Origin of the sequence: Cohnella candidum, from assembly GCF_003713065.1 — a bacterium.
Classification (GTDB): Bacteria; Bacillota; Bacilli; order Paenibacillales; family Paenibacillaceae; genus Cohnella; species Cohnella candidum.
The window spans coordinates 3,598,105-3,624,860 of the sequence record NZ_CP033433.1 but is presented as its reverse complement, the minus strand read 5'-3'; the positions used below and the strand labels follow the sequence as shown (position 1 = coordinate 3,624,860).

The following is a 26,756-nucleotide window of genomic DNA, read 5'->3' as shown; positions in this document are numbered from 1 at the left end:
GGCCATGATCGTCTGCAAGTCCGACTCGGAATTGAACTTGATGCGAGAGGCTGGCCGTATTGTCGCGGATACGCATCGCCTGATGAAAGAGGCGGTGGCGCCCGGCATTACAACCGCAGAGCTGGACCGTATCGCGGACTCGTACATTCGGAGTCAAGGTGCCGTTCCGTCTTTCAAAGGCTACAACGGATTCCCGTCCAGCATATGCGCTTCCGTTAACGAGGAACTCGTCCACGGGTTCCCCGGACCGCGGAAGCTCATGGAGGGCGACATCATCAGCATCGACATCGGAGCTCAGTTCCGGGGCTACCACGGCGACTCCGCCTGGACCTACGGCGTCGGATCCATCTCCGATGAGGCGCAGCGCCTTCTGGACGTAACGGAAGCTTCGCTGTACGCGGGACTTGAGCTGGTTCGTCCGGATGTCAGGCTGTTCACCGTATCCCACGGCATCCAAAAAGTGATTGAAGAGGCCGGTTTCTCGGTCGTGCGCGAGTATGTCGGGCACGGCATCGGCACTGACCTGCACGAGGAACCGCAAATTCCGAACTATGGCATTCCCGAGAGAGGCCCGAGGCTGAAACCGGGAATGACGCTCGCCATCGAGCCGATGGTCGTAGCGGGAGAGCGGTACGTCAAGACCCTCTCCGACAATTGGACAGTCGTGACGGTGGACGGCTCGCTGTGTGCGCATTTCGAGCATACTGTTGCCGTAACCGAAGACGGGTACGAAATATTGACCCGCTCTTGAAGAAGAAGCCAGGTGATTTCGCTATGACGGAATGGAAGAATTGGAACCCCGGCGATATCGCGAGAAGCCGGCGTGGCAAAGACGAAGGGCAGCTGTGCGTTGTCCTTGCGCTCGACGGCGAGCGATTCGCGCTCGTGGCCGACGGCGACAAACGCCGATTCGACCGGCCCAAACGCAAAAACGTGCTTCATCTCGAACCGCTCGGGATTCATAGCGAGGAAGTCGCGAACAGCCTTCGCGAAACCGGCCGCGTCACCAACGCGAAGCTTCGGTTCGCAGTCAGCAAAGCCGAAATGTTGGCGGCCGAAACAGGTTCGCCAAGCGACGCAATTCCGCCCGCACGGGATGCTGAAGAGAAAGGAGAATGACGGTGGCCAAAGAGGACGTTATCGAGGTAGAGGGAACGGTCATCGAGCCGCTTCCGAACGCGATGTTCAAAGTGGAGCTTGAGAACGGACACCAGATTCTGGCGCACGTTTCCGGCAAACTGCGGATGCACTTCATCCGGATCCTGACGGGAGACAAGGTGGTTATCCAGCTGTCGCCCTACGATCTGACGCGAGGTCGCATTACCTACCGCAAATAAGTTCTTTCTCCGGATTACCGAAACCGTGTTGATCGAATCGCGACGGTTCGCCGCGCCTTTCGATCCCACTCTGAGGAGGTTATAAATCATGAAGGTTAGACCTTCGGTCAAACCGATTTGCGAGAAATGCAAAGTCATTCGCCGCAAAGGCAACGTGATGGTTATCTGCGAAAATCCGAAGCACAAACAAAAACAAGGCTAAGAGGAGGTGCATCTGACACATGGCACGTATTGCTGGTGTTGACATTCCCCGCGACAAACGCGTGGAAATCGCCCTGACGTACATCTTCGGGATCGGTAAAACCACTTCCCAGAAGCTGCTCGCGCAATCCGAAGTCAATCCGAACACCCGTGTTCGCGATCTGACGGAAGATGAGCTCGCCCGTATCCGCGACGCGATCGACAAATCGCTGAAAGTGGAAGGCGACCTTCGCCGCGAAATCGCCCTGAACATCAAACGCCTGACCGAGATCGGCTGCTATCGCGGCATCCGCCATCGCCGCGGTCTCCCGGTTCGCGGACAACGCACGAAAACGAATGCCCGGACGCGCAAAGGCCCGCGCCGTACGGTAGCGAACAAGAAGAAGTAATAAGGGGGGATAACGAGAATGGCACCAAAAGGAAAGAAAGTCGTTCGTACGAAGCGTCGTGACCGGAAAAACATCGATTCGGGTGTTGCACACATCCGTTCGACGTTCAACAACACGATCGTTACGATTACGGATCCTCACGGAAACGCGGTTTCCTGGGCAAGCTCCGGCAACCTGGGCTTCAAAGGCTCCCGCAAAAGCACTCCGTTCGCCGCTCAAATGGCAGCAGAGTCCGCTGCCCGCGCCGCTATGGAGCACGGCATGCGTACGGTCGAAGTCATGGTTAAAGGTCCGGGCGCAGGCCGCGAAGCCGCGATCCGTTCCCTGCAAGCCGCAGGCCTCGAAGTCAGCATGATCAAAGACGTAACGCCGGTGCCTCACAACGGCTGCCGTCCTCCGAAACGCCGCCGCGTATAAGACGTGTCGTATGTGCTGCTCGAAACGCCGTCGCGATGCGATGCGTGTTCGGCAGCACGGTATGTGGTATCAAACAAAAACAACTTGTGAATAATGGTTGTAATGGTTAGGCATACTACATGGTTTACCCCGTTAGAGGTAGACAAACGGCAACGTCAGCTTGCATGACGACGTTTTGAAGGAGGGTATTGTTTGTGATTGTGATCGAGAAGCCGAAAATCGAATCGGTAGAGATCCAGGAAGACAAAAGGTATGGACGTTTTGTCGTAGAACCGCTGGAACGTGGTTATGGCATGACGTTGGGCAATTCCCTCCGCCGTATCCTGCTGTCGTCCTTGCCGGGCGCAGCCGCCACATCCGTCCAGATTGACGGCGTGCTTCATGAGTTCTCCACGATTCCGGGCGTGATGGAGGATGTCACTGAGATCATCCTCAATCTGAAGCGCTTGTCGCTGAAGATCCACTCGGATGAGGAGAAGATCCTTGAAATCGATGCGGAAGGCGAAGGCGTCATTACGGCGGGAGACATCCGCGCCGACAGCGACGTCGAAATCCTGAATCCGGACCTGCACATCGCGACGCTGGCTTCCGGTGCGCGCTTGCATATGCGGATCAGCGCCAAACAAGGCCGCGGATACGTTCCTGCGGACCGCAACAAGAAGGAAGATCAGCCGATCGGTGTCATTCCCATCGATTCGATCTACACACCGATTACCCGCGTGAACTACCAGGTCGAAAACACCCGTGTCGGACAAGTGACCAACTATGACAAGCTCACGTTGGAAGTTTGGACGGACGGAAGCATTTGGCCGGAAGAAGCGGTAAGCCTGGGTGCGAAGATCCTCACGGATCACCTGTCGCTGTTCGTCGGCCTGACCGACGAAGCCAAGGATACCGAGACGATGAAAGAGAAGGAAGAGGACAAGAAAGAGAAAGTGCTCGAGATGACCATCGAAGAGCTGGATCTTTCGGTCCGTTCCTATAACTGCCTGAAACGCGCCGGAATCAACACCGTGCAAGAGCTGATCACGAAAACCGAAGAAGACATGATGAAGGTCCGCAACCTCGGCCGCAAGTCTTTGGAGGAAGTCCAAGAGAAGCTCGAAGAGCTCGGATTGGGCCTGCGCATCGAAGAATAAGCTTCAAGCAACTAGCAGTAAGGGAGGGAATACAATGGCATACTCGAAACTGAGTCGCGACTCCAGCTCGCGGAAAGCTCTTTTCCGTGACCTGGTCACCGACCTGTTCCTCTACGAGCGCATCCAAACGACCGAAGCGAAAGCCAAGGAAGTGCGTTCGATCGCGGAAAAGCTGATCACCCTCGCCAAGCGCGGCGACCTGCACGCTCGTCGTCAGGTAGCGGCATTCGTGCGCCGCGAGTCCTTGAACGGCGAACAAGACGCCATCCAAAAGCTGTTCTCCGATCTGGCGGGACGCTATGCGGAACGTGCGGGCGGTTATACCCGTATCCTGAAGCTGGGTCCCCGTCGCGGCGACTCCGCTCCAATGGTATATCTTGAGCTCGTAGACCGCGCGTAAGCGAACGGAGCAAAGAAGGATGGACCGAATCGCCGATTCGGATCATCCTTCTATTTTTTTAGGCAGCCGTTGCAGGAGGAATCAGGATGCGGCGCAACATTTGTCTTGTCATCAGTTACGACGGCACGGACTATTTCGGTTTCCAGAGCCAGCCTGGAGGCAATACCGTGCAGGACAAGCTGGAAGAAGCCGTCCGGATCCTGACAGGCGAGCCGCATCACATGCTGGGCGCCGGAAGGACGGATGCTGGCGTACACGCCAGGGGCATGTTCGTGAACTTCCACACGGATTCGACAATCCCGATCGACCGATGGGCCGTCGCGTTGAACACCAGGCTGCCGGAGGATATCGTCGTCCACTCGGCCCGGGAAATGCCGGACGAATTCAATGCCAGACGGCACGCCGTTCGCAAGACGTACCGTTACGCGATCAACTGTTGCAAGTTTCCGGATCCGTTTCGACGTCGTTTCGAATTCCACCATCCGACGCCGCTGAATGTCGGGGCGATGCAGGCAGGTTTGCAGCATCTCATCGGGGAACATGATTTCACCTCCTTCACGAGCCCTCTGTCTACGAAACCTCACCATGTGAGGACGGTCTATGAGGCGAGGCTGGAATCGGTTGCGCTGCCAGACGACATCCCCACGCTGCTGGAAGAGAGGGATCGGATCCGCTTCCCCGGCAAAACGAGAGGGCTGTTCCATCTGTACGTTTCCGGCAACGGCTTCCTTTATAACATGGTCCGCATCATTGCCGGTACGATCCTGCAGGTAGGGGAAGGCAAACGGCAGCCGGACGATATGGCGGCCATTCTGGCCGCGCGAAGCCGGGCGAAGGCGGGGCCTACCGCGATGGCTCACGGATTGACCTTATGGAAGATCGAATACGATGAAAAATATACTTGCTAATGGCGCCCGGTTCCTGTACAATAATTTTTGTGCCTTCTTCACGGCTTCCCACGGCCCCCAATGAAGAAGCGTCACATTTTTTCGTATGTTTAATACCTAACAAGAAATCTAGACGAGCTCATCCGATCCATCCGGAGCGAGCCGTAACGGAACCATAAAACACGGACTGCGAGAATCAAGAAGGAGGATCATTCATGCGCACCACTTACATGGCGAAGACGAACGAAGTCGAACGCAAATGGCTTCTGATCGACGCTGAAGGCAAAACCCTCGGCCGTCTGGCCAGCGAAGCCGCCGCTCTGATCCGCGGCAAACACAAGCCGGAATTCACTCCGCACATCGACACGGGTGATTTCGTGATCATCATCAACGCCGACAAGGTGAAGCTGACCGGCAAAAAGCTGACGCAAAAGAAATACTACACGCACTCCCACTATCCGGGCGGTTTGAAAACGACGACGGCGGGCGAAATGCTGCAAAAGAAACCTGCGCGTATTATCGAACTTGCCGTTTACGGCATGCTTCCGCATAACAAGCTCGGTCACCAACAGCAATCCAAGCTCAAAGTATACGCAGGTGCGGAGCATCCGCATCAAGCCCAACAACCTGAAGTTTACGAACTTCGCGGATAATAGGAGGACGAACGAATGGCTCAAGTGCAATATATCGGAACGGGTCGTCGGAAACAATCCGTCGCGCGAGTTCGTCTCGTGCCGGGTGAAGGACGCATCGTGATCAACACTCGCGATATCAACGAATATTTCGGTCTCGATACGCTCAAACTGATCGTAAAGCAACCGCTGGTTCTCACGGAAACTGCGGGCAAATACGACATCATCGTACTCGCTAACGGCGGCGGTACGTCCGGCCAAGCCGGCGCGATCCGCCACGGCATTTCCCGCGCGCTGCTCAAAGCCGATCCGGAACTGCGCCCTGCGCTGAAGAAAGCCGGCTTCCTGACTCGCGACCCGCGGATGAAAGAACGTAAGAAATACGGGCTTAAAGCGGCTCGCCGCGCTCCTCAATTCTCGAAACGCTAATCCTTGCATCGAATGCCTCTCCAGCCGACCGTTCGGCCGGGGGGGCATTTTCCGTTCCGCGGAATAGAATGATTTGGTTGTGTTTGCAGGCTTTTGTCCCGGAAAGTTTGCCCCCATGCATTGAACTCGAGGGGACGAAGGCGTATAATGAGTGTTAATTCATACGAAAGCACTAGGATTTTAAAAACGGAGGTCAACATTCATGAACTTCTTCGAAAAAGAGGCGCTCATCCGCCAGAAGGCGGAAGAGTTCGAGAACGCATCTCCCGAGACGGTGATCCGCTGGGCGGTCGACACGTTCCCGAACATCACGTTCGCTTGCAGCTTCGGGGCGGAAGATGTCGTGCTCGTCGATATGCTGCAAAAAATCAGTCCGAAGACGGACATTTTCTACCTGGATACGGATTTTCATTTCAAGGAAACCTATGAAACCCGCGACCGCATGGTCGAGAAATACGGCCTCGAATTCGTCCAGGTGAAACCGAAGATTACGCCGGAAGAGCAAGCCGCTGAGCATGGCGCAGAGCTGTGGAAAAGCGATCCGAACGCTTGCTGCAACATCCGCAAAGTCGAGCCGCTGACTCGGATTTTGGGCCAGTATGAAGCTTGGATCACGGGCATTCGCCGCGACCAAGCGCCGACTCGGGCTAACGCCAAGAAAGTGGAATACGACACGAAGTTCGGTTTGGTGAAATTCAACCCGCTTGCGGCATGGACTTCCGAGGACGTGTGGAATTACATCCGCGAGAACGACGTCATTTACAATCCGCTTCACGACCGGAACTATCCGAGCATCGGCTGCGAGTACTGCACGCGCCAGGTCATGCCTGGCGAAGACCCGCGCGCTGGACGTTGGGCAGGCAGCGACAAGACCGAGTGCGGTTTGCATAAGTAATCGGATTCCCAGCTTTACGGACTACGGAGAGAAGGAGCTACTCTGAAATGAGCGCTATTCAACCGCATGGCGGAACGTTGATCAACCGGCTTGCCGAAGGCCAGGAACGGGAAGAACTGCTGGCCAAAGCTGCCGGCTTGACGGCGATTCCGGTCAACAACTGGACGATATCCGATCTGGATTTGATCGGCGTCGGAGCTTTCAGCCCGCTTACGGGCTTCATGAATCAGGATGACTATCTGTCCGTCGTCGATACGATGAGACTGAAAAACGGCCTTGTCTGGAGCATCCCGATTACGCTCGCCGTGACCGCAGACCAAGCCGCTTCGCTGTCCGTCGGCCAACAGGCTGCGCTGGTAGGCGAAAACGACGGCGTCGTCTACGCGATCATCGACATTGAGAGCATCTACAAGGTCGATAAAAAGCAGGAAGCCGTTAAGGTGTTCAAAACGGACGACACGGAACATCCGGGCGTCGTGAAGCTGTTCGACCGTCCGGACACCTACGTCGGCGGTCCGATCCGAGTGCTCAACCGTCCGAAACCGGAGAAATTCAACGAGTTTTATTTCGATCCTTCGGAAACGCGCCGCATCTTCGCCGAGAAGGGCTGGCGGACCGTTGTCGGATTCCAGACGCGCAATCCGGTCCACCGGGCGCATGAATACATCCAGAAATCGGCGATGGAAATCGTGGATGGCCTGTTCCTGAACCCGCTCGTCGGTGAGACGAAGTCGGATGACGTTCCGGCAAACGTGCGCATGAAGAGCTACTTGGCGCTGCTGGAGAACTACTATCCGGAAGACCGGGTCTTCCTCGGCGTTTTCCCGGCGGCCATGCGCTATGCGGGTCCCCGTGAAGCGATCTTCCACGCCATGGTCCGCAAAAACTACGGCTGCACGCACTTTATCGTCGGCCGCGACCATGCGGGCGTAGGCGATTACTATGGCACCTACGAAGCGCAAGACCTGCTTCGTTCGTTCCCGGCCGAAGACCTCGGCATTACGCCGCTGTTCTTCGAACACAGCTTCTTCTGCACCAAGTGCGGGAACATGGCTTCGAGCAAAACGTGCCCGCACGGCAAGGAAGACCATCTGACGCTGTCCGGTACGAAGGTGCGCGCGCTGCTGCGCGACGGCATTTGCCCGCCGCCGGAATTCTCCCGTCCCGAGGTCGCGAAGATCCTGATCGAGGGTATGTCCGAAGCAAGCAAAGCCTATAGCATTTAATGATCATAAAGATCCGCCTTGTCCCATAGAATGTAGGGAATTTATTCCCGGGACGGGGTGGATTTTTTGTTTTCGACCGGTAATCGTAAAGGATGGAGCAGACTCGACTTCCGGCGGCGGATTGTCGTCTGGCTGACGGGGCGCGGGTGGTTCAGGCTGGGGATCGCCGCGGGCTTGGTGGCGCTGACGGCCGCCGTATTTCTGACGGAAATCCCGTCATCGCGCACCTGGTCGTATTGGTCCCTTCCGCTGTCGGGCAAAGTCATCGTCCTAGACGCGGGGCACGGGGGAGCGGACGGCGGAGCGGTAAGCCGGGAAGGGACGATCGAGAAGGACATCAATCTCGCGATCGTGCTGCACCTGCGCGATTATCTTCAGCAGGCGGGTGCCTTGGTCACGTTGACCCGCGAAGGCGACTACGATTTGGCCAAGCCGGGGACTAAAGGTTATTCGAAGCGGAAAACCCAGGATCTGCTGGAGAGAGTCGGTCTCATTAACGGTCGGAAAGCCGACATGGTGCTCAGCGTTCACATGAACAGCATCCCGTCGCCGAAGTGGTCGGGTGCCCAGACGTTTTATTTTTCGGGGAACGTAGAGGGAAGCCGCCTTGCGGCAGACATTCAAGCGGAAATTCGGACCGCGCTTGGCAACACGGAACGCGTAGCCAAGCCTAACGATACGGTCTATCTGCTGAAAACGCTTGAAATGCCGGCGGCGCTCGTGGAAGTGGGGTTTCTGTCCCATCCGGAGGAGGCCAGGCTGCTGGCGGACGAAAATTACCAGAAGAAGGTTGCGGCGGCCATATACCGCGGCGTTCTGAGGTTTTCGACCGGCAAAAGCGACCAGCCTTAGTCCTATGCTATAATGGGGGCATAGGAAGTCCAACAGTGGAGGTTGCCAAGGATGCTAACGAGAGAATCGATATTGGAAGCGGTAAAAGCGGTCCAGGAGCCGACGCTGCGCAAAGGATTGACGGATCTCGGGCTGATCCGCGACGTCGTGGCGAGGGAAGGGTCCGCCTCTTTGACCGTGGTCCTCCATCCCGACAGCACGGAGCGGGCACCGGAATTGGAACGCGAGCTGACGGCGGCATTGGCGGCGGTTGGGGCCGCTTCGCCGCATTTCCGTTTTCGGCCGATGACCGAGCATGAGAAGGCGGAGACGTTATCCAAGCTTCATCCCGAAGACGCAGCGGGGACCGTGAAGGAAGGGAAACCGGCCGCGCCGGTAAAGGGACATGGCGCGGGACTGGAACGGAATGCGCTCCTTCATCCGGAAAGCGGCGTGGAGTTCATCGCGATCGCGAGCGGCAAAGGAGGCGTCGGCAAATCGACCGTGACCGTGAACCTGGCGGCCGCGCTCGCCCGCAAAGGCAAGCGCGTGGGGCTTATCGACGCAGACATATACGGCTTTAGCGTGCCGGACATGATGGGTATCGAAGAGCGTCCGGAGCAGGTCGGCGAGAAAATCATGCCCGTCGAGCGGTTTGGCGTAAGGGTCATTTCGATGGGGTTCTTCGTCGAGGATAACAGCCCAATCGTATGGCGCGGTCCGATGCTCGGCAAAATGCTGCGGAACTTTTTCGCCGAAATCGAGTGGGGCGAGTTGGACTACTTGCTTCTGGACCTTCCGCCGGGAACGGGGGACGTCGCACTTGACGTGCATCAGATGATCCCGCAAAGCAAAGAGATCATCGTGACGACTCCGCACGCCACGGCCGCCTTCGTAGCGGCGAGGGCCGGTTCCATGGCGATCAAAACGAACCATGAAATCCTGGGCGTCGTCGAGAACATGGCGTATTACGAATGCAGCGGCTGCGGCAAGCGGGATTACGTGTTCGGACGGGGAGGCGGCGGCAAGCTGGCGGAAACGCTGCATACCGATTTGCTGGCTCAATTCCCGCTGGGCGCGCCGGAGAACCATCCTTCCGAGCCTGACTTCTCGCCATCCATCTATAAAGCCGATACGGCGACAGGTGAAGCTTACGACCGATTGGCGGAAGCCGTTATCGAGCGCTGCGGCAAATAAACGCATAACGACACAACGACACAACGACAAAGGCTGTTCCGTGAAGGAACAGCCTTTTATTTTGCAACGTTAACCTTTAACCGCCGGAGCTTCCGCCGCCGCCACTGCCGCTTTCTCCGCTGCTGCCTCCGCTTTGGCCGCCTTGGCCTTCGCCTTTACTCTGCTGGCCGCCTTGACTCGAGGCTTCTTTAGGCGTCAGTTCATCCTTCACGACCGTTTGCAGCATTTTCATGATTTCGAGCTTGAACAATGGATTTTGAATGGCTTCGGTCACTCCGGCCATCATCTGTTTGCGGAACTCCGTGGTTTTCATCGAATCGGACAGAACCCGCTGCGCTTCCGGATTTTTGAGCATGTCGATCATGTCTTTCTGGTAACCCGGATCCTTCATGAGGTCTTTGTGGATCTGCTTATTGTCTTTGCTGACGGCTTTGGCGAATTCCCCCGCGAATTTCGGATCTTTCATGATCGTCTCTATCACCCGGCTGTAATCCGGGGACGTGAGGACGTCCTTCACCGCCAGTTTCACTTGTTCATGGTCTTGAGCCGTCATGCCCTTCATGAGCAGAGTGCTCCCGCCTTCGGCGGTCGAGGAGGAGGCTTTCACGATCGCTTTCTGCGCTTCCTCCGAGCCGAGAATGTCGATGACCATGCTTTTGACTTCTTTGTAGCTCATTTGACCGCCGCCGCTGTCGCTGGATTCCTGGCCGCAGGAGGCGAGCACGAGCATAAGCGCGGCAGCCGCCCCGGCGAACCGCAGCCTTCGAAGCATACCGACCTCTCCCTTCGGATGGGGATTCTGGCTCTAGTATGCGTAGCGCCGCGGGCGATTATCAGGGTGGATTCATGGCTTTTTGGCAGGATCGTTGGTAAAATGGGAAGAACAAATGGCAGGAGGAGTTCAACCTTGAATTTGCGCAAATGGATGAAGCTATTCGGAACCACCATTTTGATCGGCGGAGCTGTTTCCTTGATCATAGGCGTGTGCATGCAGCTCAGCGATCCGACGTTCCGGAATATAGTAGCCGACGGTTGGCTCTATAACATGTTCCAAATGGCGATGATCGGATTTACATTCGGCGCCTTCGCGCATATGGGATTTTTCGCCTATCTCATGCTGAATTACATTGCCAGAAGCATTTTCAAAAGACCCCAGCTGTGGGTGGCGCTGCAAGGCTTTACGACCGCATTCGTGCTGGTCGAAGTGGCCTACGGAGTATACGGAACCAACTTTCCGGAAGCGACGTTCTGGGCGGTTCCCCTTGCGTTGACGGCGGCTGCGCTTCTCGTGGCCTGGCGTAAGGTTCACGAAACGACATCCGGCGCATGGGTGCCTACCGTGTTTTTCCTCGTCACGGTGACCGTACTGGAAGGAGTGCCTGCCTTTCGTACGGGAAGCCTTTCTTCGCTCGTGTTCCAGCTGGTACCGCTATTCGTGTGCAACAGTTACCAGATCATGAGGCTGCACCGGATCCTGGATACGAAAGTCGCAGTATCGGAAACCGCGAAGGCCGGTTGATCGCTTATACGAGTTCGTTCCAAGCGGAACGGTCTTCCACCGTTTTGTCCCTCGTCTCGGCTTGGCCCAGCAATTGGCCGACGGTCACGAAGTCGTAGCCTTGGGCGCGGAGCTGATCGATGATGATCGGAAGCGCTTCATGCGTCTGTTTGCAGGAATCGCTGGCATGAAGCAGGATGATGTCTCCCGGATGGGCTTTGCCGACCACGCGGTTCACGATCGTGTCCACGCCGGGGTTTTTCCAATCCAGCGAATCGGTATCCCATTGGATGACCTTATAGCCGAGATCGTCCGCGACGCTCAGCACCCGCTTGTCGAAGTCTCCGTTCGGCATGCGGATCAATTTCGGGGATTTGCCCGTCAGTTCCGTCAGCATGCTGTGAGCGGTCGAGATTTGCTTGCGGATTTCGTCTTCTCCATATGAGCTGTAATTATCGTGTTTGTGGCCGTGGCTGCCCACTTCGTACCCGGAATCCACGATGCGTTTGACCAGCTCGGGATGCGTTTTGCTCCAGGGGGAGGACAGGAAGAACGTGACGTTCTTCACGCCTTTGTTCTCCAGGATGTCCAAAATCGGAGCGGCCCGCTTTTCGCCCCAACTGATGTCGAACGTGAGGGCGACGACTTTGCGTTCGGTCGGCACGCTGTACACGGCTGCGGGCGGGTGCGGGGCGAACACGCTGAGGTTGTCCTTTTCCACCCAAATGACGGCCAGGGACAGCAGTACGGCTAAAGTCAGGAATAACGTTTGCCGGATCTTTTTGGCGTTCAGTACGTAAAAAAAGTTCATAGGGGTTCACAGGGCTCCTTTCGGTCGACGGAAATAAGTTTCCGGGCTTGGCTACTATCAATGTATGGCTTGACTCTCGGACTTATTCTATTTCCTCAAAGGGAGGAGATTCGTATGTTCACGCGCCGGGCGCTAGCCCTGTCTTGGCGGGAAATCCGGCCATACGTCGTGTTTTCCGCGCTTTTGTTTTTCGCCGGCATCATCGTAGGCGGAGCGCCTAACGGCTCTATGGATTGGCTTCGAGATCAGTTGAAGGGAATCGGCGATCTGGCCGATAAGGCCCGTCAAGCCGACAACCCCCAGCTCGCGTTTTTCCGAATTATCTTTATCAATAACCTGAGCAAATCCGTCATGGCCATGTACATCGGCATCGTGGCGGGCATTTTTCCGTTTATCATGCTGTTGACCAACGGAATGATCATCGGATATCTTTTCGGAGGGATGGCCGACCAGGGAGAGAACGTCTGGCTGCTCGTCGCCAAAGGGATTTTGCCGCACGGCATTTTAGAACTGCCCGCCTTGTTCTTGGCTTGCGGTTTCGGGATGCGGCTGGGTTTTACGCTGATCAAGGGGATCTTCCGTTCCGCTTTAGGCAAACCCGAACCGTGGGGAGCCTTCGTCCGGACGGCAGCGGGCACGATTCCGGCGCTCGTTCTCATTGCGCTCATGCTGCTTGTCGCAGCGGGGATTGAAAGCACGGTCACGTATTGGCTCATGGGATCCTGATGCGTATCACGGATTGCCGGTTTCCGGTCATAAACCGGGGCAGTTTGGTGCATAACACTAAAACATGCCGGAAGCGGGAACATCCGCCTCATCGCCGGCGATCCGTCCATACGCGACAGGAGGAACGAACGATCATGCTCGGGATGATGTTCACGGACAAAGAGTGCAGGGAATTCGGCTATTTGCTGCGCAAGGAATTGGACGAAATGCTTCTGGATATCGGGGACCGCCGGCTGGACGGGCCCGTGAAGGAAGCCATCACGAAACGGTACAAAATCATTTTCCGCATGTACGCGCGTCTCGCCTCTCCGAAGGAACTATCCCGGTATGCCGTTGGACTGCGTTCCCAGCGCTAGAGGACTTGACTCCCCCGCGGACCCTGTGATAAATTATCTATCGCCCCTCGTTGAGAGGCAAAGCGGTAGATGGCGAACGAGCCGCGGCTGGGATGAAAGAAAATACCAGTTGCGAATGCCTAGCCTGCTGTGATATATTATAAAAGTCGCCGTTAGCGCGGCGGACGAAAAAGCGAAGCGCCGATATCACTGGATGCCGAGCTGAATTGCTCCTTGAAAACTGAACATCGAGCGTAATACGGTTGAGCTTCGGCTCAACAAACCAGCTTTAACTTTTGAGCCTTCAAGGTTCTTCAATAAGGTTTTACCTTTATGGAGAGTTTGATCCTGGCTCAGGACGAACGCTGGCGGCGTGCCTAATACATGCAAGTCGAGCGGATCTCTGAGGGAGCTTGCTCCCGAAGAGGTTAGCGGCGGACGGGTGAGTAACACGTAGGCAACCTGCCCATAAGACCGGGATAACATTCGGAAACGAATGCTAAGACCGGATACGCAGCGAGGTCGCATGATCTTGCTGGGAAACACGGCGCAAGCTGTGGCTTATGGATGGGCCTGCGGCGCATTAGCTAGTTGGTGAGGTAACGGCCCACCAAGGCGACGATGCGTAGCCGACCTGAGAGGGTGAACGGCCACACTGGGACTGAGACACGGCCCAGACTCCTACGGGAGGCAGCAGTAGGGAATCTTCCACAATGGACGCAAGTCTGATGGAGCAACGCCGCGTGAGTGAGGAAGGCCTTCGGGTCGTAAAGCTCTGTTGCCAGGGAAGAACGCCAGGGAGAGTAACTGCTCCCTGGGTGACGGTACCTGAGAAGAAAGCCCCGGCTAACTACGTGCCAGCAGCCGCGGTAATACGTAGGGGGCAAGCGTTGTCCGGAATTATTGGGCGTAAAGCGCGCGCAGGCGGTTTCTTAAGTCTGGTGTCTAAGTGCGGGGCTCAACCCCGTGATGCACTGGAAACTGGGAGACTTGAGTGCAGAAGAGGAGAGCGGAATTCCACGTGTAGCGGTGAAATGCGTAGAGATGTGGAGGAACACCAGTGGCGAAGGCGGCTCTCTGGACTGTAACTGACGCTGAGGCGCGAAAGCGTGGGGAGCAAACAGGATTAGATACCCTGGTAGTCCACGCCGTAAACGATGAGTGCTAGGTGTCGGGGGGGTCCACCCCTCGGTGCCGAAGTTAACACATTAAGCACTCCGCCTGGGGAGTACGGTCGCAAGACTGAAACTCAAAGGAATTGACGGGGACCCGCACAAGCAGTGGAGTATGTGGTTTAATTCGAAGCAACGCGAAGAACCTTACCAGGTCTTGACATCCCCCTGAATCCTCTAGAGATAGAGGCGGCCTTCGGGACAGGGGAGACAGGTGGTGCATGGTTGTCGTCAGCTCGTGTCGTGAGATGTTGGGTTAAGTCCCGCAACGAGCGCAACCCTTGAGCTTAGTTGCCAGCACGTTATGGTGGGCACTCTAGGCTGACTGCCGGTGACAAACCGGAGGAAGGCGGGGATGACGTCAAATCATCATGCCCCTTATGACCTGGGCTACACACGTACTACAATGGCCGGTACAACGGGTCGCGAAGCCGCGAGGCGGAGCCAATCCCAGCAAAGCCGGTCTCAGTTCGGATTGCAGGCTGCAACTCGCCTGCATGAAGTCGGAATTGCTAGTAATCGCGGATCAGCATGCCGCGGTGAATACGTTCCCGGGTCTTGTACACACCGCCCGTCACACCACGAGAGTTTACAACACCCGAAGCCGGTGGGGTAACCGCAAGGAGCCAGCCGTCGAAGGTGGGGTAGATGATTGGGGTGAAGTCGTAACAAGGTAGCCGTATCGGAAGGTGCGGCTGGATCACCTCCTTTCTAAGGAGCCCTTCGGGGCAATAAAGTCCACATCCGCTTGCGGAGTGGCACGTATTACGCTCGAGTTCAGTTTTGGGGGAGCAAGCCTCCTTCAATTGAATACCGCGCATCGTTTGGCGACATGCGCAACCTGTCTGGTGGTAATGGCGGAGGGGTTCCACGCGTACCCATCCCGAACACGACCGTTAAGCCCTCCAGCGCCAATGGTACTTGGACCGAAGGGTCCTGGGAGAGTAGGACGCCGCCAGGCAGGCCCATTATGGGTCTTTTTCATGGCCTGATCAATATTGGCCTTTAGCTCAGCTGGTTAGAGCGCACCCCTGATAAGGGTGAGGTCGGTGGTTCGAGTCCACTAAGGCCAACCAATTTGATAATTCCCATGGGGACGTAGCTCAGCTGGGAGAGCACCTGCCTTGCACGCAGGGGGTCAGGAGTTCGATCCTCCTCGTCTCCACCATTTGTACCCTTGCACCTTGAAAACTGGATAGCGAAACGAAAGCAATGCGCTGAAGAAAACATCAAGCACCTTGTGTCTTGACTGCAACTGTGATCCTTGTGATTGCAGCAAGGTTAAGCTAATAAGGGCGCACGGTGGATGCCTAGGCGCCAGGAGCCGACGAAGGACGCGACGAACAGCGATATGCCTCGGGGAGCCGTAAGTGGGCGTTGATCCGGGGATCTCCGAATGGGGAAACCCAGCTGCGGTAATGCGCAGTTACCCTCTGCTGAATCCATAGGCAGAGTGGAGGCACACCCAGGGAACTGAAACATCTAAGTACCTGGAGGAGAAGAAAACAAGAGTGATTCCGTCAGTAGCGGCGAGCGAAAGCGGATTAGCCCAAACCAGGGAGCTTGCTCCCTGGGGTTGTGGGACGTCTCACATGGAGTGATAAAAGAGCAGGTTAGGCGAAGAGGACTGGAAAGTCCCGCTATAGAAGGTAAGAGCCCTGTAGCCAAAAGCCTGCTCTCTCCGAGACGGATCCCGAGTACCGCGGGACACGTGAAACCCCGTGGGAATCCGGCAGGACCATCTGCCAAGGCTAAATACTCCCTGGCGACCGATAGTGAAGCAGTACCGTGAGGGAAAGGTGAAAAGCACCGCGGGAGCGGAGTGAAAAAGAACCTGAAACCGTGCGCTTACAAGAAGTCAGAGCCCGATTAATGGGTGATGGCGTGCCTTTTGTAGAATGAACCGGCGAGTTACGTTCACGTGCAAGGTTAAGCTGTAGAGGCGGAGCCGAAGGGAAACCGAGTCTGAATAGGGCGCTTAAGTACGTGGTCGTAGACCCGAAACCGTGTGATCTACCCCTGTGCAGGGTGAAGGTGCGGTAATACGCACTGGAGGCCCGAACTCGTGAGCGTTGAAAAGCTCTGGGATGACGTGGGGGTAGGGGAGAAATTCCAATCGAACTCGGAGATAGCTGGTTCTCCCCGAAATAGCTTTAGGGCTAGCCTCGAGGTTTAGCATCATGGAGGTAGAGCACTGATTGGGTGCGGGGCCCGCCAAGGGTTACCAAGTCCAGTCAAACTCCGAATGCCATGGATGTGTACTCGGGAGTCAGACGGCGAGTGCTAAGATCCGTCGTCAAGAGGGAAAGAGCCCAGATCATCAGCTAAGGTCCCCAAGTGTGTGTTAAGTGGGAAAGGATGTGGAGTTGCGAAGACAACCAGGATGTTGGCTTAGAAGCAGCCACCATTTAAAGAGTGCGTAATAGCTCACTGGTCGAGTGACTCTGCGCCGAAAATGTAACGGGGCTAAACACACCACCGAAGCTATGGCATGACACTAGGTGTCTTGGGTAGGGGAGCGTTGTATGCGGGTTGAAGTCAGACCGGAAGGACTGGTGGACTGCATACAAGTGAGAATGCCGGTATGAGTAACGAAAAGACAAGTGAGAATCTTGTCCGCCGAAAGCCTAAGGGTTCCTGGGGAAGGTTCGTCCGCCCAGGGTAAGTCGGGACCTAAGGCGAGGCCGAAAGGCGTAGTCGAAGGACAACAGGTTGAAATTCCTGTACCACCGTAAGCCGTTACGAGCGATGGGGGGACGCAGGAGGGCAAGGACGCGAGCTGATGGAATAGCTCGTCCAAGCAGTGAGGGGTGTGTGCAGGCAAATCCGCACACTATAACCTTGAGCTGTGATGGGGAGGGAAAATTGCAGTACCGAAGGTCTTGTGCTCACGCTGCCGAGAAAAGCCTCTAGCCAGGCGAAGGTGCCCGTACCGTAAACCGACACAGGTAGGCGAGATGAAAATTCTAAGGCGCGCGGAAGAACTCTCGTTAAGGAACTCGGCAAAATGACCCCGTAACTTCGGGAGAAGGGGTGCCCCGGTAGCGTGAATAGCGCGAGGGGGCCGCAGTGAAGAGGCCCAAGCGACTGTTTAGCAAAAACACAGGTCTGTGCGAAGCCGTAAGGCGAAGTATACGGGCTGACGCCTGCCCGGTGCTGGAAGGTTAAGGGGAGCGGTTAGGGGCAACCCGAAGCTGTGAACCGAAGCCCCAGTAAACGGCGGCCGTAACTATAACGGTCCTAAGGTAGCGAAATTCCTTGTCAGGTAAATTCTGACCCGCACGAATGGCGTAACGATCTTGGGCGCTGTCTCAACGAGAGATCCGGTGAAATTTTAGTACCTGTGAAGATGCAGGTTACCCGCGACGTGACGGAAAGACCCCATGGAGCTTTACTGCAGCTTGATATTGGACTTTGGTACGGTCTGTACAGGATAGGTGGGAGCCTTGGAAGCCGGAGCGCCAGCTTCGGTGGAGGCGACGTTGGGATACCACCCTGATCGTATCGGAGTTCTAACCTGTCACCGTGAATCCGGTGAAGGGACCGTGTCAGGCGGGCAGTTTGACTGGGGCGGTCGCCTCCTAAAAAGTAACGGAGGCGCCCCAAGGTTCCCTCAGCGCGGTTGGAAATCGCGCGAAGAGTGCAAAGGCATAAGGGAGCTTGACTGCGAGACCAACAAGTCGAGCAGGGACGAAAGTCGGGCTTAGTGATCCGGTGGTACCGAATGGAAGGGCCATCGCTCAACGGATAAAAGCTACCCTGGGGATAACAGGCTTATCTCCCCCAAGAGTCCACATCGACGGGGAGGTTTGGCACCTCGATGTCGGCTCATCGCATCCTGGGGCTGAAGTAGGTCCCAAGGGTTGGGCTGTTCGCCCATTAAAGCGGTACGCGAGCTGGGTTCAGAACGTCGTGAGACAGTTCGGTCCCTATCTGTCGCGGGCGTAGGAAATTTGAGAGGGGCTGTCCTTAGTACGAGAGGACCGGGATGGACGCACCGCTGGTGTACCAGTTGTTCCGCCAGGAGCACCGCTGGGTAGCCAAGTGCGGGAGGGATAAGCGCTGAAAGCATCTAAGCGCGAAGCCCGCCTCAAGATGAGATTTCCCAATTCGTAAGACCCCTGGAAGAACACCAGGTTGATAGGCCCGGGGTGGAAGCGCGGCAACGCGTGCAGCTGACGGGTACTAATCGGTCGAGGGCTTATCCTACGCAGTTAACACAGGTGATTGTTTCTTTAGCACTGCTTTCACGTTTCGCTATCCGGTTTTCAGGGCGCAAGCCTTGAACAAATCCGATCTGGTGGCAATGGCGGAGGGGTTCCACGCGTACCCATCCCGAACACGACCGTTAAGCCCTCCAGCGCCAATGGTACTTGGACCGAAGGGTCCTGGGAGAGTAGGACGCCGCCAGGCCGGACTTGCATTAACCTTCAGGCCTTCCTTTGAAGGTCCTTATATTCCCTGATAGCTCAGCTGGTAGAGCACACGACTGTTAATCGTGTTGTCACAGGTTCGAGTCCTGTTCGGGGAGCCATGCTCTCATAGCTCAGTAGGTAGAGTGCATCCATGGTAAGGATGAGGTCACCGGTTCGATCCCGGTTGAGAGCTCCACTTTCTTTCTCTTCATTTACATAAGGCCCGTTGGTCAAGGGGTTAAGACACCTCCCTTTCACGGAGGTAACAGGGGTTCGAATCCCCTACGGGTCACCATATGGAGGCTTAGCTCAGCCGGGAGAGCATCTGCCTTACAAGCAGAGGGTCGGGGGTTCGATCCCCTCAGCCTCCACCATTCTTTACAACCGATCCCTTCCTGATGGGGATTAGCCAAGCGGTAAGGCAACGGACTTTGACTCCGTCACTCCTAGGTTCGAATCCTAGATCCCCAGCCATTTTTCAAGAGCCATTAGCTCAGTTGGTAGAGCACCTGACTTTTAATCAGGGTGTCGAAGGTTCGAGTCCTTCATGGCTCACCACCTTCCGCACCGAACATGCGCGTGTGGCGGAATTGGCAGACGCACCAGACTTAGGATCTGGCGGGCAACCGTGGGGGTTCAAGTCCCTCCACGCGCACCACATTCACAATCAACAACGAAGGCCTTCGAATCCTGGATTCGAAGGTTTTTTAGTTTTTCATCGTCGTTCTGGAGAATGAATCCGAAAATCCCACATGCAGTGGTGTTATCATCCAGAAAGCATGTTACAATGAGTTTTGGAAACGGAAACGCGAACGCCGCTAACCTGGAGAGGAGAAACGGAACATGAAATTCGGTGTCAGCAGCTATAGTCTTTACCAAGCGATGCGCAAAGGCGAGATGGATATTCTGGGCGCGATCGCCTATATTGCCGAGATCGGAGGCGAGCACGTCGAAATCGTTCCGCTCGGATTCGATTTGACGGAAAAACCGGAGCTGGTGGAACAGATCCGGCAAAAAGCATCCGATTGCGGTCTCGAGATCTCGAACTATGCGATTGGCGCGAATTTCTCCGATTTGACCGACGAGCAGTTCGAAGCGGAAATCGCGCGCGTCCGGAAAGAGGTCGACGTGGCGAAAGCGCTCGGCGTCAAGAAAATGAGGCACGACGTCGCCTCCTCTCCCGATGCCTCGATCCGGCACTTCCTGCAGGAGCTCCCTAGGCTCGCCGAGGCTTGCAGAAGGATTGCCGACTATGCCGCCCCGTACGGCATCACCACTAGCGTAGAGAACCACGGCTTCTACATCCAAGCCAGCGATCGCGTCCAAGCGCTCATCCACGAAACCGGGCGAGAGAATTTCAGGACCACGCTGGACATCGGCAACTTCCTTTGCGTGGACGAAGAATCCATCGTGGGAGTCCGAAACAACCTGCCGTACGCCTCTATGGTGCACATTAAGGACTTCTACAGGCGCCCGGCCCATCAGAATCCCGGAGAGGGCTGGTTCCGTTCCTCCGCAGGCAGCTACCTGAGAGGCGCTGTAGCCGGCCAAGGCGACATTTCCATGCGCGAGGTGTTCAAACTCATTCGTGCCTCAGGATACGACGGCTATCTGTCCCTGGAGTTCGAAGGAATCGAGGATTGCAAATGGGGAGCACGCGTGGGGCTGGAGAACATCAAGCGGCTATGGAGTGAAACGGAGAACGCCTAATGAATGCCTTGCCGAAGGGGAGGAAAGGCCGTTTTTCTTCCTCCCCGTACTTTTTCCGCAAAACCACAAAAAACCATTTGCATTCTGTTTTGATCTTTGGTATATTACTTATTGTCGCCTTCGGGAAACCGGTTAGCAAAGCGGTGACAATAACAGATATGCGGAAATAGCTCAGTGGTAGAGCATCTCGTTGCCAACGAGAAGGTCGCGGGTTCGAATCCCGTTTTCCGCTCCATAATTTGCGCCCTTAGCTCAGCTGGATAGAGCGTTAGACTACGAATCTAAAGGCCGGGAGTTCGAATCTCTCAGGGCGCGCCAATTCGTAGCAACATGGAAGCAACACCTTAGTAACGGGACGTAGCTCAGCTTGGTAGAGCACCTGGTTTGGGACCAGGGGGTCGCATGTTCGAATCGTGTCGTCCCGACCACTTCCATTACGCGGGTGTAGTTCAATGGTAGAACTCCAGCCTTCCAAGCTGGTAGCGTGGGTTCGATTCCCATCACCCGCTCCATACTTAAGAGCGTGAAACCCTTGTGAAAACAAGGGTTTTTTTGTTGTTCCCGAAAAGGGTGCGATGTGGCAAGACAACCTCATGGGGGTATATAAAATTACGAAAATGAAGTAACACACCCAGAGGAGGCCTGACGATGCACTCGAATGAGTTGGGGCAAACGCAGCAAGAATCGGAGAAAAGCACGCCGCAAAAAATCATCCACCTCGTGCAGAAAATGCCCAACCTGCCTAATCCGTTCGAGATCCGGGATTGGCATCGGACCGCTTTGGAATTCGACCGCTTCGTTTTCGATTTCAATCTGGAAGGGGACTATCTGCCGCTTATATGGCGGGACAGAACGCACTACAATATGGACGAGGATACGTTCGGCTTGATGTCGTATGTGGGCAAGCACATTCAAGGCGGAGACGGCACCCAGGAAGCGATCACGTGCATGGGCGCGGTGCTCGGCGCCACGCTGGCCGGTATCGACAAGAGCAACCAGGACGGCAACAACTTCGTTAAAATGCTTCAGACCTTTTACAACAAGCAGGACAAGGTGTTCGTGTGGTTTCCCAACGTTCCTGCCGGCGATTCGTTCTGGTACGAAATTCAATCGCACGCGCTTTATTATGCTCTCGCTTATTTCTATCCGAACGAACCGGAAATGGAAAGGATCATGCGCGAGTCCGCCGACCGCTGGGTCGAAGCCGTGGATATCCTCAAAGACGAGACCGGGCGGCCGAATTTCGGGTATGCGTCTTTCGATTTCAGAAACATGGAACCCATCGACAACGGCAAATGGAAAGAGCCCGATGCGGCATCGGGAGTCGCGATGTTGATGTATATGGCATACTCCCGTTTCGGCGACCCCGTTTACTTGAAAACGGCCGAACAGTGCATGGAATTTCTCGAGCGTCAGACGGACAGTCCTTACTATGAGCTGTTGATGTATTATTCCCCCTATTTGGCTGCCAGAATGGATGTTGAGCAGGGGAAGTGTTACGACGTCGGCAAGTTCTTGAATTGGATCTTCGAGGGCGGAACGCAGATCCGTCCGGATTGGGGAATGTGCACGGAGCGGTGGGCCAACTACGACATGCACGGTCTCGTGGGCAACCTGAAGGATTACGGAGGATATATCTTTTTGATGAACGGTTTTCACCTCTTCAGCACGCTGGCCCCGTTCGTCCGCTACGATCCCCGATATGCTCGGGACGTCGCGAAATGGATGCTCAACTTCGCCAACCAAGCGAAGCTGTTTTACGTGGACGGGCTTCCGGCAGAAAACCAATCGGGTGCGGATTGGAAAGGCGATCCGAACCATGTCATTCCCTATGAAGGTCTCCGGAAGGAGTATGAAGGCAAATCGCCTTATGCCAGCGGCGATCCGACGGTATTAGGCTGGGGGAAGACGGATTTCTCCCTATACAGCGGCAGCCATGTCGGCTTCATGGGCGGATTGGTCGAGAAAACGAATGTCGAGGGCATTATGAAGATCGATTGCCTGAAAACCGATTACTATCATCGCGAAGCCTACCCGACCTATTTGTACTTTAATCCGTTCGGCTCGGAGGAAACGGTGGAGGTGACCGGTCTCGGCGACGAAAAGGTGGACTTGTACGATACGGTGAAAGGTACATTCGTCGCGAGGGGAGCGGTGCGCCATGCTTCGTTCGTTTTGCCGAGCCATCATGCTGCGGTCATCGTGGTCGTTCCCGCGGGCGGCGAAATGGAACGCAGGAACGGCCAATTATGGATCGACGGGGTGTTCGTGGCTCCGGCTCCGAAACCGGCCGTCAATCTTCGCGGAGGGCTGGTCGAACGACAAAAGATCAGAGGAGTGCTGAAGTTGGACATCGAAGCGCTCGTTCCGGAAGGGGAACAAATCGAAAATATTAAGGTTACTTTCGGCAGGACGGAATTGTTCAGTGGAAAGGAACTTCCCCGGCCGTTTTACCTCGATACCGATCGTTTCCATAACGGCTTATATCACCTCCGCGCCGAATTGCAATCGTCGGGAGGAAGCAAAGACGCGACGGAAATCGGCCTGATCGTCGAGAACCCAACCAGCGAGCTTTCAGCGCCCAATTAATCGCGGAACATGCAGGAAGGACGGCCCTTACCCAGGGCCGTCCTTCTTCAAACGTAAGGCATCAAGTCGGGGCATTGATCCGGAAAAAGCAAAACCGCCCCGCTTCATACTTGGGGGCGGTTTTATCCGCGGGGCGGAAACGGGTCATGGCCGTAGCTGTCGCTGCCTGAAATGCGTCCGTCCCGGTTATGGATGACATGTTCCGTTCGGTCCCGCTTCGCGGCCTCGCGTCCGGCGGCTGCCGCTTCGCTTTTCGTATCTTCATGATGAATGGTCTTGCCTCCCTGCTTGTTGTCCCATCCGCCCTCTCGGTTCGGAACGGTATGGACGGAGGCGGGTTTGCGATCGGATCGCGCCATCGGACCTCCTCCTCTCTATGCGACGTCGCTTTCGTTTTCTTTTTTCATGATGGCGGCGATAACGAGCATGGTCAGGTACCTTCTGAGCGAGCGCTGTCTCTTGGTCATCCTGCATCCCTCCCGTCAAAGGAAATAGGGTCTCCTATCCACCTTTACCCGGTTTTGGACAGGAAACAACAATTTCGCGCAAAATCGGGTGAAGATTTTCGGGAATGAATGTAGTATCATAGCAAGAAGGGTAATACATGTGGAATCCTACTAAAAAGATGGACGACTGACCGCAATCGACGTTGTGTGCCAGCAGTCGGAATTTTGAGGTGAAAGCAATGACGGAATTGGCTTCGACGGGGCGTACTCCGTCCAACCATCTGCTTCGGCGCGACGTGCGTTTCCTCGGCAACATTCTTGGGGAAGTGCTTGTCCACCAAGGCGGACGGGAGCTATTGGATCATGTCGAGAAAATCCGGGAAATGAGCAAAGCGCTTCGCGCCGAGTTTTTGCCGGAGCTTTACCACGAATTCGTGAATACGATTCAAACGCTGGAGCCGGGAATCCGGCATCAAGTCATTCGGGCGTTCGCTATTTACTTCCAATTGGTCAACATCGCCGAACAAAACCACCGCATCCGCCGCAAGCGCGATTACGAGCGTTCCGCGGGCGAGGCGGTGCAGCCGGGTTCGATCGAGAGCGTTGTCCAGGATTTGAAGAGCAAGAACATTCCGGTCGAGGAAATCCGGGACATGCTCGGCGATATTTCCCTCGAGCTGGTCATGACCGCGCATCCGACGGAAGCGACGCGCCGGGCGGTTCTTGACATCCACAAGCGGATTGCCGACCAAGTGATGGAGCTGGACAATCCTACGCTGACCTACCGCGAGCGGGAGAAGCTCCGCGAACAATTGCTGAACGAGGTATTGACCCTCTGGCAAACGGATGAGCTTCGCGAACGCAAGCCGACCGTCATCGACGAAGTGCGTAACGGCATGTACTTCTTCCACGAAACGCTGTTCGACGTGCTGCCGGACGTGTACGATGAGCTCGAGCGCTGCCTGGCCAAGCATTATTCCGAGGAATCCTGGCACGCGCCGACGTATCTGCGTTTCGGCTCATGGATCGGCGGCGACCGCGACGGCAACCCTTCCGTAACGGCCGCGGTGACGTGGAGGACGCTGCAAATGCAGCGGAATCTCGCGATCCATAAGTATGAAGAGGTCATTCGCGAACTGAAGGGCCAAATGAGCTTCAGCACGACGATCGTGAACGTGACGGATGAGCTGCTCTCTTCGATCGAAACGGACCGCGCGAACGTGGAGCTCACGTCGGTGGACCCTTGGACGAACGACAAGGAACCGTACAGGGTCAAATTGACCTACATGCGCCAGAAGCTTGCCAACATGCGCGACGAAGCCACTCTGGGTACGGCCAAGCGCTACCATAATCCTTCCGAGCTGATCCGCGACCTCGAACTGATCGACCGGAGCCTCCGGCATCATTTCGCCGACTACGTTGCGGATACGCTGATCAAGAAGATGATCCGCCAAGTGGAGCTGTTCGGCTTCCATCTGGCGCAGCTCGACGTTCGCCAGCACAGCAAGGAACACGAGAACGCCATGGTCGAGATTCTCGCCAAAGCCGGCGTCACCGACAATTACGCGGCGCTCGGCGAGGATGAGAAGGTCGAACTGCTGCACGGCCTGTTGGGAGACCAGCGCCCGCTCGTGAACGAGACGGTGGAATTGTCCGACGCGAGCAAGGAAATCCTGGAGGTGTACCGGACGATTCACCGGGCCCAGCAGGAAATCGGCGAAGGCTGCACCGGCACTTATCTGATCAGCATGACGGAATCCGCGAGCGACATGCTCGAAGTGATGGTGTTCGCGAAGGAAGCGGGCTTGTACCGCCGCCGCGAAGACGGCACCGTCGCTTCCTCGATCCAGTCGGTACCGTTGTTCGAGACGATCGACGACCTGCATGCGGCGCCGGCGATCATGCGCAGGCTGTTCGAGCTGCCTCTCTACCGGGAATGCCTGGCGAACGCCGGCAACCTGCACGAGATCATGCTCGGCTACTCCGACAGCAACAAGGACGGCGGCATGGTGACCGCCAACTGGGAGCTGCGCATCGCGCTGAAGGAACTGACCCGCACGGCCAAGGAACACGGCGTGAAGCTGAAATTCTTCCACGGACGCGGAGGAGCGCTCGGACGCGGCGGCATGCCGCTGAACCGCAGCATTCTCGCCCAACCGCCGCACACGATCGGCGGGGGCATCAAGATCACGGAGCAGGGCGAAGTCCTCTCCTCCCGGTATTCGATGAAAGGCATCGCGTATCGCAGCCTCGAGCAAGCGACGAGCGCATTGCTCACCGGCGCCTACCTCTCCCGCCATCCGGCGCAGGAAGACACGGCCGAGTCGCAATGGGAAGGCATCATGCGCGAAATTTCGGAGAAGGCCCAGACGAAGTACCAGGACCTCATTTTCCGCGATCCGGACTTCATGACGTTCTTCAAAGAATCGACGCCGCTGCCGGAGATCGGCGAGCTTAACATCGGCTCCCGTCCTTCCAAGCGCAAAAACAGTGAACGCTTCGAAGATCTTCGGGCGATCCCGTGGGTGTTCTCCTGGACGCAGAGCCGTTACTTGCTCCCTGCTTGGTATGCCGCCGGCACGTCGTTCCAATCGTACGTGCAAGGGGATGCGGGCAAGCTCGAGACGCTTCGCACGATGTACCGCGAATACTCGTTCTTCCGCACGCTGATCGACAACCTGCAGATGGCGCTCGGCAAGGCGGACCTGCTCATCGCCCGGGAATATGCCGGCATGATCAAGGAAGAGTCGGTTCGCACGCGTATCTTCAACCTCATCGAGGAAGAATACGGACGCACGCGGGAACTGATCCTGGCCATTACCGGCCAAGAGGACATTCTCGACAACGTACCGGTCATTCAGGAATCGATCCGTTTGCGCAACCCGTACGTCGATCCCCTGAGCTACCTCCAGGTTCAGCTGTTGAACGAACTGCGCGATTTGCGCCAACAGGGCCAGGACGACGCCGAGCTGCTCCGCGAGGTGCTTCTCACCATCAACGGAATCGCCGCCGGCCTCCGCAATACGGGCTGATTCGGCTGAAGCTTCATCGTTAAACACACATCCAGAAGGCCC

At 56.2% G+C, this 26,756-nt stretch carries 24 protein-coding genes, 13 tRNA genes and 4 rRNA genes; 38 read left to right on the top strand and 3 right to left on the bottom strand.

All coding sequences use genetic code 11. The features are described from left to right. Positions 1-4: 4 nt before the first annotated feature. The 15 genes from map to EAV92_RS16465 all read left to right on the top strand — a co-directional run bounded on the left by map (position 5) and on the right by EAV92_RS16465 (position 9,980). Positions 5-751, top strand: a complete 747-nt coding sequence (gene map, locus EAV92_RS16535; RefSeq protein WP_123042110.1) for a type I methionyl aminopeptidase — start codon at positions 5-7, stop codon at positions 749-751. Between the two features lie 23 nt (positions 752-774). Further along, positions 775-1,119 (top strand): KOW domain-containing RNA-binding protein, encoded by a 345-nt coding sequence (locus tag EAV92_RS16530; RefSeq protein WP_241158292.1) that lies wholly within the window; start codon positions 775-777, stop codon positions 1,117-1,119. A 2-nt stretch (positions 1,120-1,121) separates the two neighbouring features. Further along, positions 1,122-1,337 (top strand): translation initiation factor IF-1, encoded by a 216-nt coding sequence (infA, locus tag EAV92_RS16525; RefSeq protein ID WP_035121186.1) that lies wholly within the window; start codon positions 1,122-1,124, stop codon positions 1,335-1,337. Between the two features lie 88 nt (positions 1,338-1,425). Then, positions 1,426-1,539, top strand: coding sequence for a 50S ribosomal protein L36 (rpmJ, locus tag EAV92_RS16520; RefSeq protein ID WP_003333770.1), 114 nt, complete (start codon positions 1,426-1,428; stop codon positions 1,537-1,539). A 19-nt stretch (positions 1,540-1,558) separates the two neighbouring features. Next, positions 1,559-1,927, top strand: a complete 369-nt coding sequence (rpsM, locus tag EAV92_RS16515) for a 30S ribosomal protein S13 (RefSeq protein WP_123042109.1) — start codon at positions 1,559-1,561, stop codon at positions 1,925-1,927. An 18-nt stretch (positions 1,928-1,945) separates the two neighbouring features. Further along, positions 1,946-2,344 carry a 30S ribosomal protein S11 gene (gene rpsK, locus EAV92_RS16510; RefSeq protein WP_123042108.1) on the top strand — a complete coding sequence of 133 codons (399 nt, stop codon included), beginning with the start codon at positions 1,946-1,948 and terminating at the stop codon, positions 2,342-2,344. A 194-nt stretch (positions 2,345-2,538) separates the two neighbouring features. Continuing rightward, the gene (locus EAV92_RS16505) at positions 2,539-3,483 is read left to right on the top strand and encodes a DNA-directed RNA polymerase subunit alpha (protein WP_123042107.1); all 945 of its coding nucleotides are present in this window, start codon (positions 2,539-2,541) and stop codon (positions 3,481-3,483) included. 34 nt (positions 3,484-3,517) lie between these two features. Beyond that, positions 3,518-3,883, top strand: a complete 366-nt coding sequence (gene rplQ / locus EAV92_RS16500) for a 50S ribosomal protein L17 (protein ID WP_123042106.1) — start codon at positions 3,518-3,520, stop codon at positions 3,881-3,883. 86 nt (positions 3,884-3,969) lie between these two features. Then, positions 3,970-4,791, top strand: coding sequence for a tRNA pseudouridine(38-40) synthase TruA (truA, locus tag EAV92_RS16495; protein WP_123042105.1), 822 nt, complete (start codon positions 3,970-3,972; stop codon positions 4,789-4,791). A gap of 194 nt (positions 4,792-4,985) precedes the next feature. After that, positions 4,986-5,423, top strand: a complete 438-nt coding sequence (rplM, locus tag EAV92_RS16490; RefSeq protein WP_123042104.1) for a 50S ribosomal protein L13 — start codon at positions 4,986-4,988, stop codon at positions 5,421-5,423. 15 nt (positions 5,424-5,438) lie between these two features. Further along, positions 5,439-5,831, top strand: coding sequence for a 30S ribosomal protein S9 (rpsI, locus tag EAV92_RS16485; RefSeq protein WP_123042103.1), 393 nt, complete (start codon positions 5,439-5,441; stop codon positions 5,829-5,831). A 202-nt stretch (positions 5,832-6,033) separates the two neighbouring features. Then, on the top strand, positions 6,034-6,726 hold the full coding sequence (locus EAV92_RS16480; RefSeq protein ID WP_123042102.1) for a phosphoadenylyl-sulfate reductase: 693 nt from the start codon (positions 6,034-6,036) through the stop codon (positions 6,724-6,726). Between the two features lie 47 nt (positions 6,727-6,773). Next, the gene (gene sat / locus EAV92_RS16475) at positions 6,774-7,952 is read left to right on the top strand and encodes a sulfate adenylyltransferase (RefSeq protein ID WP_123042101.1); all 1,179 of its coding nucleotides are present in this window, start codon (positions 6,774-6,776) and stop codon (positions 7,950-7,952) included. 156 nt (positions 7,953-8,108) lie between these two features. Beyond that, the gene (gene cwlD / locus EAV92_RS16470; protein WP_241158573.1) at positions 8,109-8,804 is read left to right on the top strand and encodes an N-acetylmuramoyl-L-alanine amidase CwlD; all 696 of its coding nucleotides are present in this window, start codon (positions 8,109-8,111) and stop codon (positions 8,802-8,804) included. Between the two features lie 51 nt (positions 8,805-8,855). Further along, positions 8,856-9,980: an Mrp/NBP35 family ATP-binding protein gene (locus EAV92_RS16465; protein ID WP_123042100.1), complete on the top strand. Its 1,125-nt coding sequence runs from the start codon at positions 8,856-8,858 to the stop codon at positions 9,978-9,980. A gap of 76 nt (positions 9,981-10,056) precedes the next feature. Here EAV92_RS16465 and gerD read toward each other — a convergent pair whose 3' ends face one another. Beyond that, entirely contained in the window at positions 10,057-10,752 is a 696-nt protein-coding gene (gene gerD, locus EAV92_RS16460) for a spore germination lipoprotein GerD (protein WP_123042099.1), read from the bottom strand. A gap of 135 nt (positions 10,753-10,887) precedes the next feature. Between gerD and EAV92_RS16455 the strand changes: the two genes are divergently transcribed. After that, positions 10,888-11,499 carry a KinB-signaling pathway activation protein gene (locus EAV92_RS16455; protein WP_164472816.1) on the top strand — a complete coding sequence of 204 codons (612 nt, stop codon included), beginning with the start codon at positions 10,888-10,890 and terminating at the stop codon, positions 11,497-11,499. A gap of 4 nt (positions 11,500-11,503) precedes the next feature. Here EAV92_RS16455 and pdaB read toward each other — a convergent pair whose 3' ends face one another. Beyond that, positions 11,504-12,289, bottom strand: a complete 786-nt coding sequence (gene pdaB / locus EAV92_RS16450; RefSeq protein ID WP_123042097.1) for a polysaccharide deacetylase family sporulation protein PdaB — start codon at positions 12,287-12,289, stop codon at positions 11,504-11,506. Between the two features lie 114 nt (positions 12,290-12,403). On the opposite strand from pdaB, the gene EAV92_RS16445 reads away from it, so the two are divergent. The 21 genes from EAV92_RS16445 to EAV92_RS16345 all read left to right on the top strand — a co-directional run bounded on the left by EAV92_RS16445 (position 12,404) and on the right by EAV92_RS16345 (position 23,236). Beyond that, positions 12,404-13,015 (top strand): stage II sporulation protein M, encoded by a 612-nt coding sequence (locus EAV92_RS16445; protein WP_164472815.1) that lies wholly within the window; start codon positions 12,404-12,406, stop codon positions 13,013-13,015. Between the two features lie 134 nt (positions 13,016-13,149). Then, entirely contained in the window at positions 13,150-13,371 is a 222-nt protein-coding gene (locus tag EAV92_RS16440; RefSeq protein WP_123042095.1) for a hypothetical protein, read from the top strand. A gap of 309 nt (positions 13,372-13,680) precedes the next feature. Then, a 16S ribosomal RNA gene (locus EAV92_RS16435) occupies positions 13,681-15,233 on the top strand. Positions 15,234-15,366: 133 nt separating this feature from the next. Further along, a 5S ribosomal RNA gene (gene rrf / locus EAV92_RS16430) occupies positions 15,367-15,483 on the top strand. 38 nt (positions 15,484-15,521) lie between these two features. Beyond that, a tRNA-Ile gene (locus EAV92_RS16425) sits at positions 15,522-15,598 on the top strand. 16 nt (positions 15,599-15,614) lie between these two features. Continuing rightward, a tRNA-Ala gene (locus EAV92_RS16420) sits at positions 15,615-15,690 on the top strand. A 111-nt stretch (positions 15,691-15,801) separates the two neighbouring features. Continuing rightward, positions 15,802-18,731 (top strand): 23S ribosomal RNA (locus EAV92_RS16415). Positions 18,732-18,818: 87 nt separating this feature from the next. Beyond that, a 5S ribosomal RNA gene (rrf, locus tag EAV92_RS16410) occupies positions 18,819-18,935 on the top strand. Together the 16S, 23S and 5S rRNA genes with 9 tRNA genes alongside form the textbook arrangement of a ribosomal RNA operon. A 45-nt stretch (positions 18,936-18,980) precedes the next feature. After that, positions 18,981-19,056, top strand: a tRNA-Asn gene (locus EAV92_RS16405). Position 19,057: 1 nt separating this feature from the next. After that, positions 19,058-19,133: transfer RNA gene (locus EAV92_RS16400), tRNA-Thr, on the top strand. A gap of 24 nt (positions 19,134-19,157) precedes the next feature. Then, positions 19,158-19,232 (top strand) — tRNA-Glu (locus tag EAV92_RS16395). A gap of 3 nt (positions 19,233-19,235) precedes the next feature. After that, positions 19,236-19,311: transfer RNA gene (locus EAV92_RS16390), tRNA-Val, on the top strand. A 25-nt stretch (positions 19,312-19,336) separates the two neighbouring features. After that, positions 19,337-19,411: transfer RNA gene (locus EAV92_RS16385), tRNA-Gln, on the top strand. Between the two features lie 8 nt (positions 19,412-19,419). After that, positions 19,420-19,495: transfer RNA gene (locus EAV92_RS16380), tRNA-Lys, on the top strand. A 17-nt stretch (positions 19,496-19,512) separates the two neighbouring features. After that, a tRNA-Leu gene (locus EAV92_RS16375) sits at positions 19,513-19,595 on the top strand. 185 nt (positions 19,596-19,780) lie between these two features. After that, a complete protein-coding gene (locus EAV92_RS16370; protein WP_123042094.1) occupies positions 19,781-20,647 on the top strand; it encodes a sugar phosphate isomerase/epimerase family protein in 867 nt (288 codons plus the stop codon). Positions 20,648-20,807: 160 nt separating this feature from the next. Continuing rightward, positions 20,808-20,882 (top strand) — tRNA-Gly (locus EAV92_RS16365). Positions 20,883-20,888: 6 nt separating this feature from the next. Continuing rightward, positions 20,889-20,965: transfer RNA gene (locus tag EAV92_RS16360), tRNA-Arg, on the top strand. A 33-nt stretch (positions 20,966-20,998) separates the two neighbouring features. Continuing rightward, positions 20,999-21,075 (top strand) — tRNA-Pro (locus tag EAV92_RS16355). Between the two features lie 10 nt (positions 21,076-21,085). Then, positions 21,086-21,159, top strand: a tRNA-Gly gene (locus tag EAV92_RS16350). A gap of 136 nt (positions 21,160-21,295) precedes the next feature. Further along, positions 21,296-23,236, top strand: a complete 1,941-nt coding sequence (locus tag EAV92_RS16345) for a hypothetical protein (RefSeq protein WP_123042093.1) — start codon at positions 21,296-21,298, stop codon at positions 23,234-23,236. Positions 23,237-23,358: 122 nt separating this feature from the next. On the opposite strand, the gene EAV92_RS16340 is transcribed toward EAV92_RS16345, so the two are convergent. Beyond that, the gene (locus EAV92_RS16340; protein WP_123042092.1) at positions 23,359-23,595 is read right to left on the bottom strand and encodes a DUF2188 domain-containing protein; all 237 of its coding nucleotides are present in this window, start codon (positions 23,593-23,595) and stop codon (positions 23,359-23,361) included. A 326-nt stretch (positions 23,596-23,921) separates the two neighbouring features. Between EAV92_RS16340 and ppc the strand changes: the two genes are divergently transcribed. Further along, positions 23,922-26,714: a phosphoenolpyruvate carboxylase gene (gene ppc / locus EAV92_RS16335; protein WP_123042091.1), complete on the top strand. Its 2,793-nt coding sequence runs from the start codon at positions 23,922-23,924 to the stop codon at positions 26,712-26,714. Positions 26,715-26,756 lie beyond the last annotated feature (42 nt).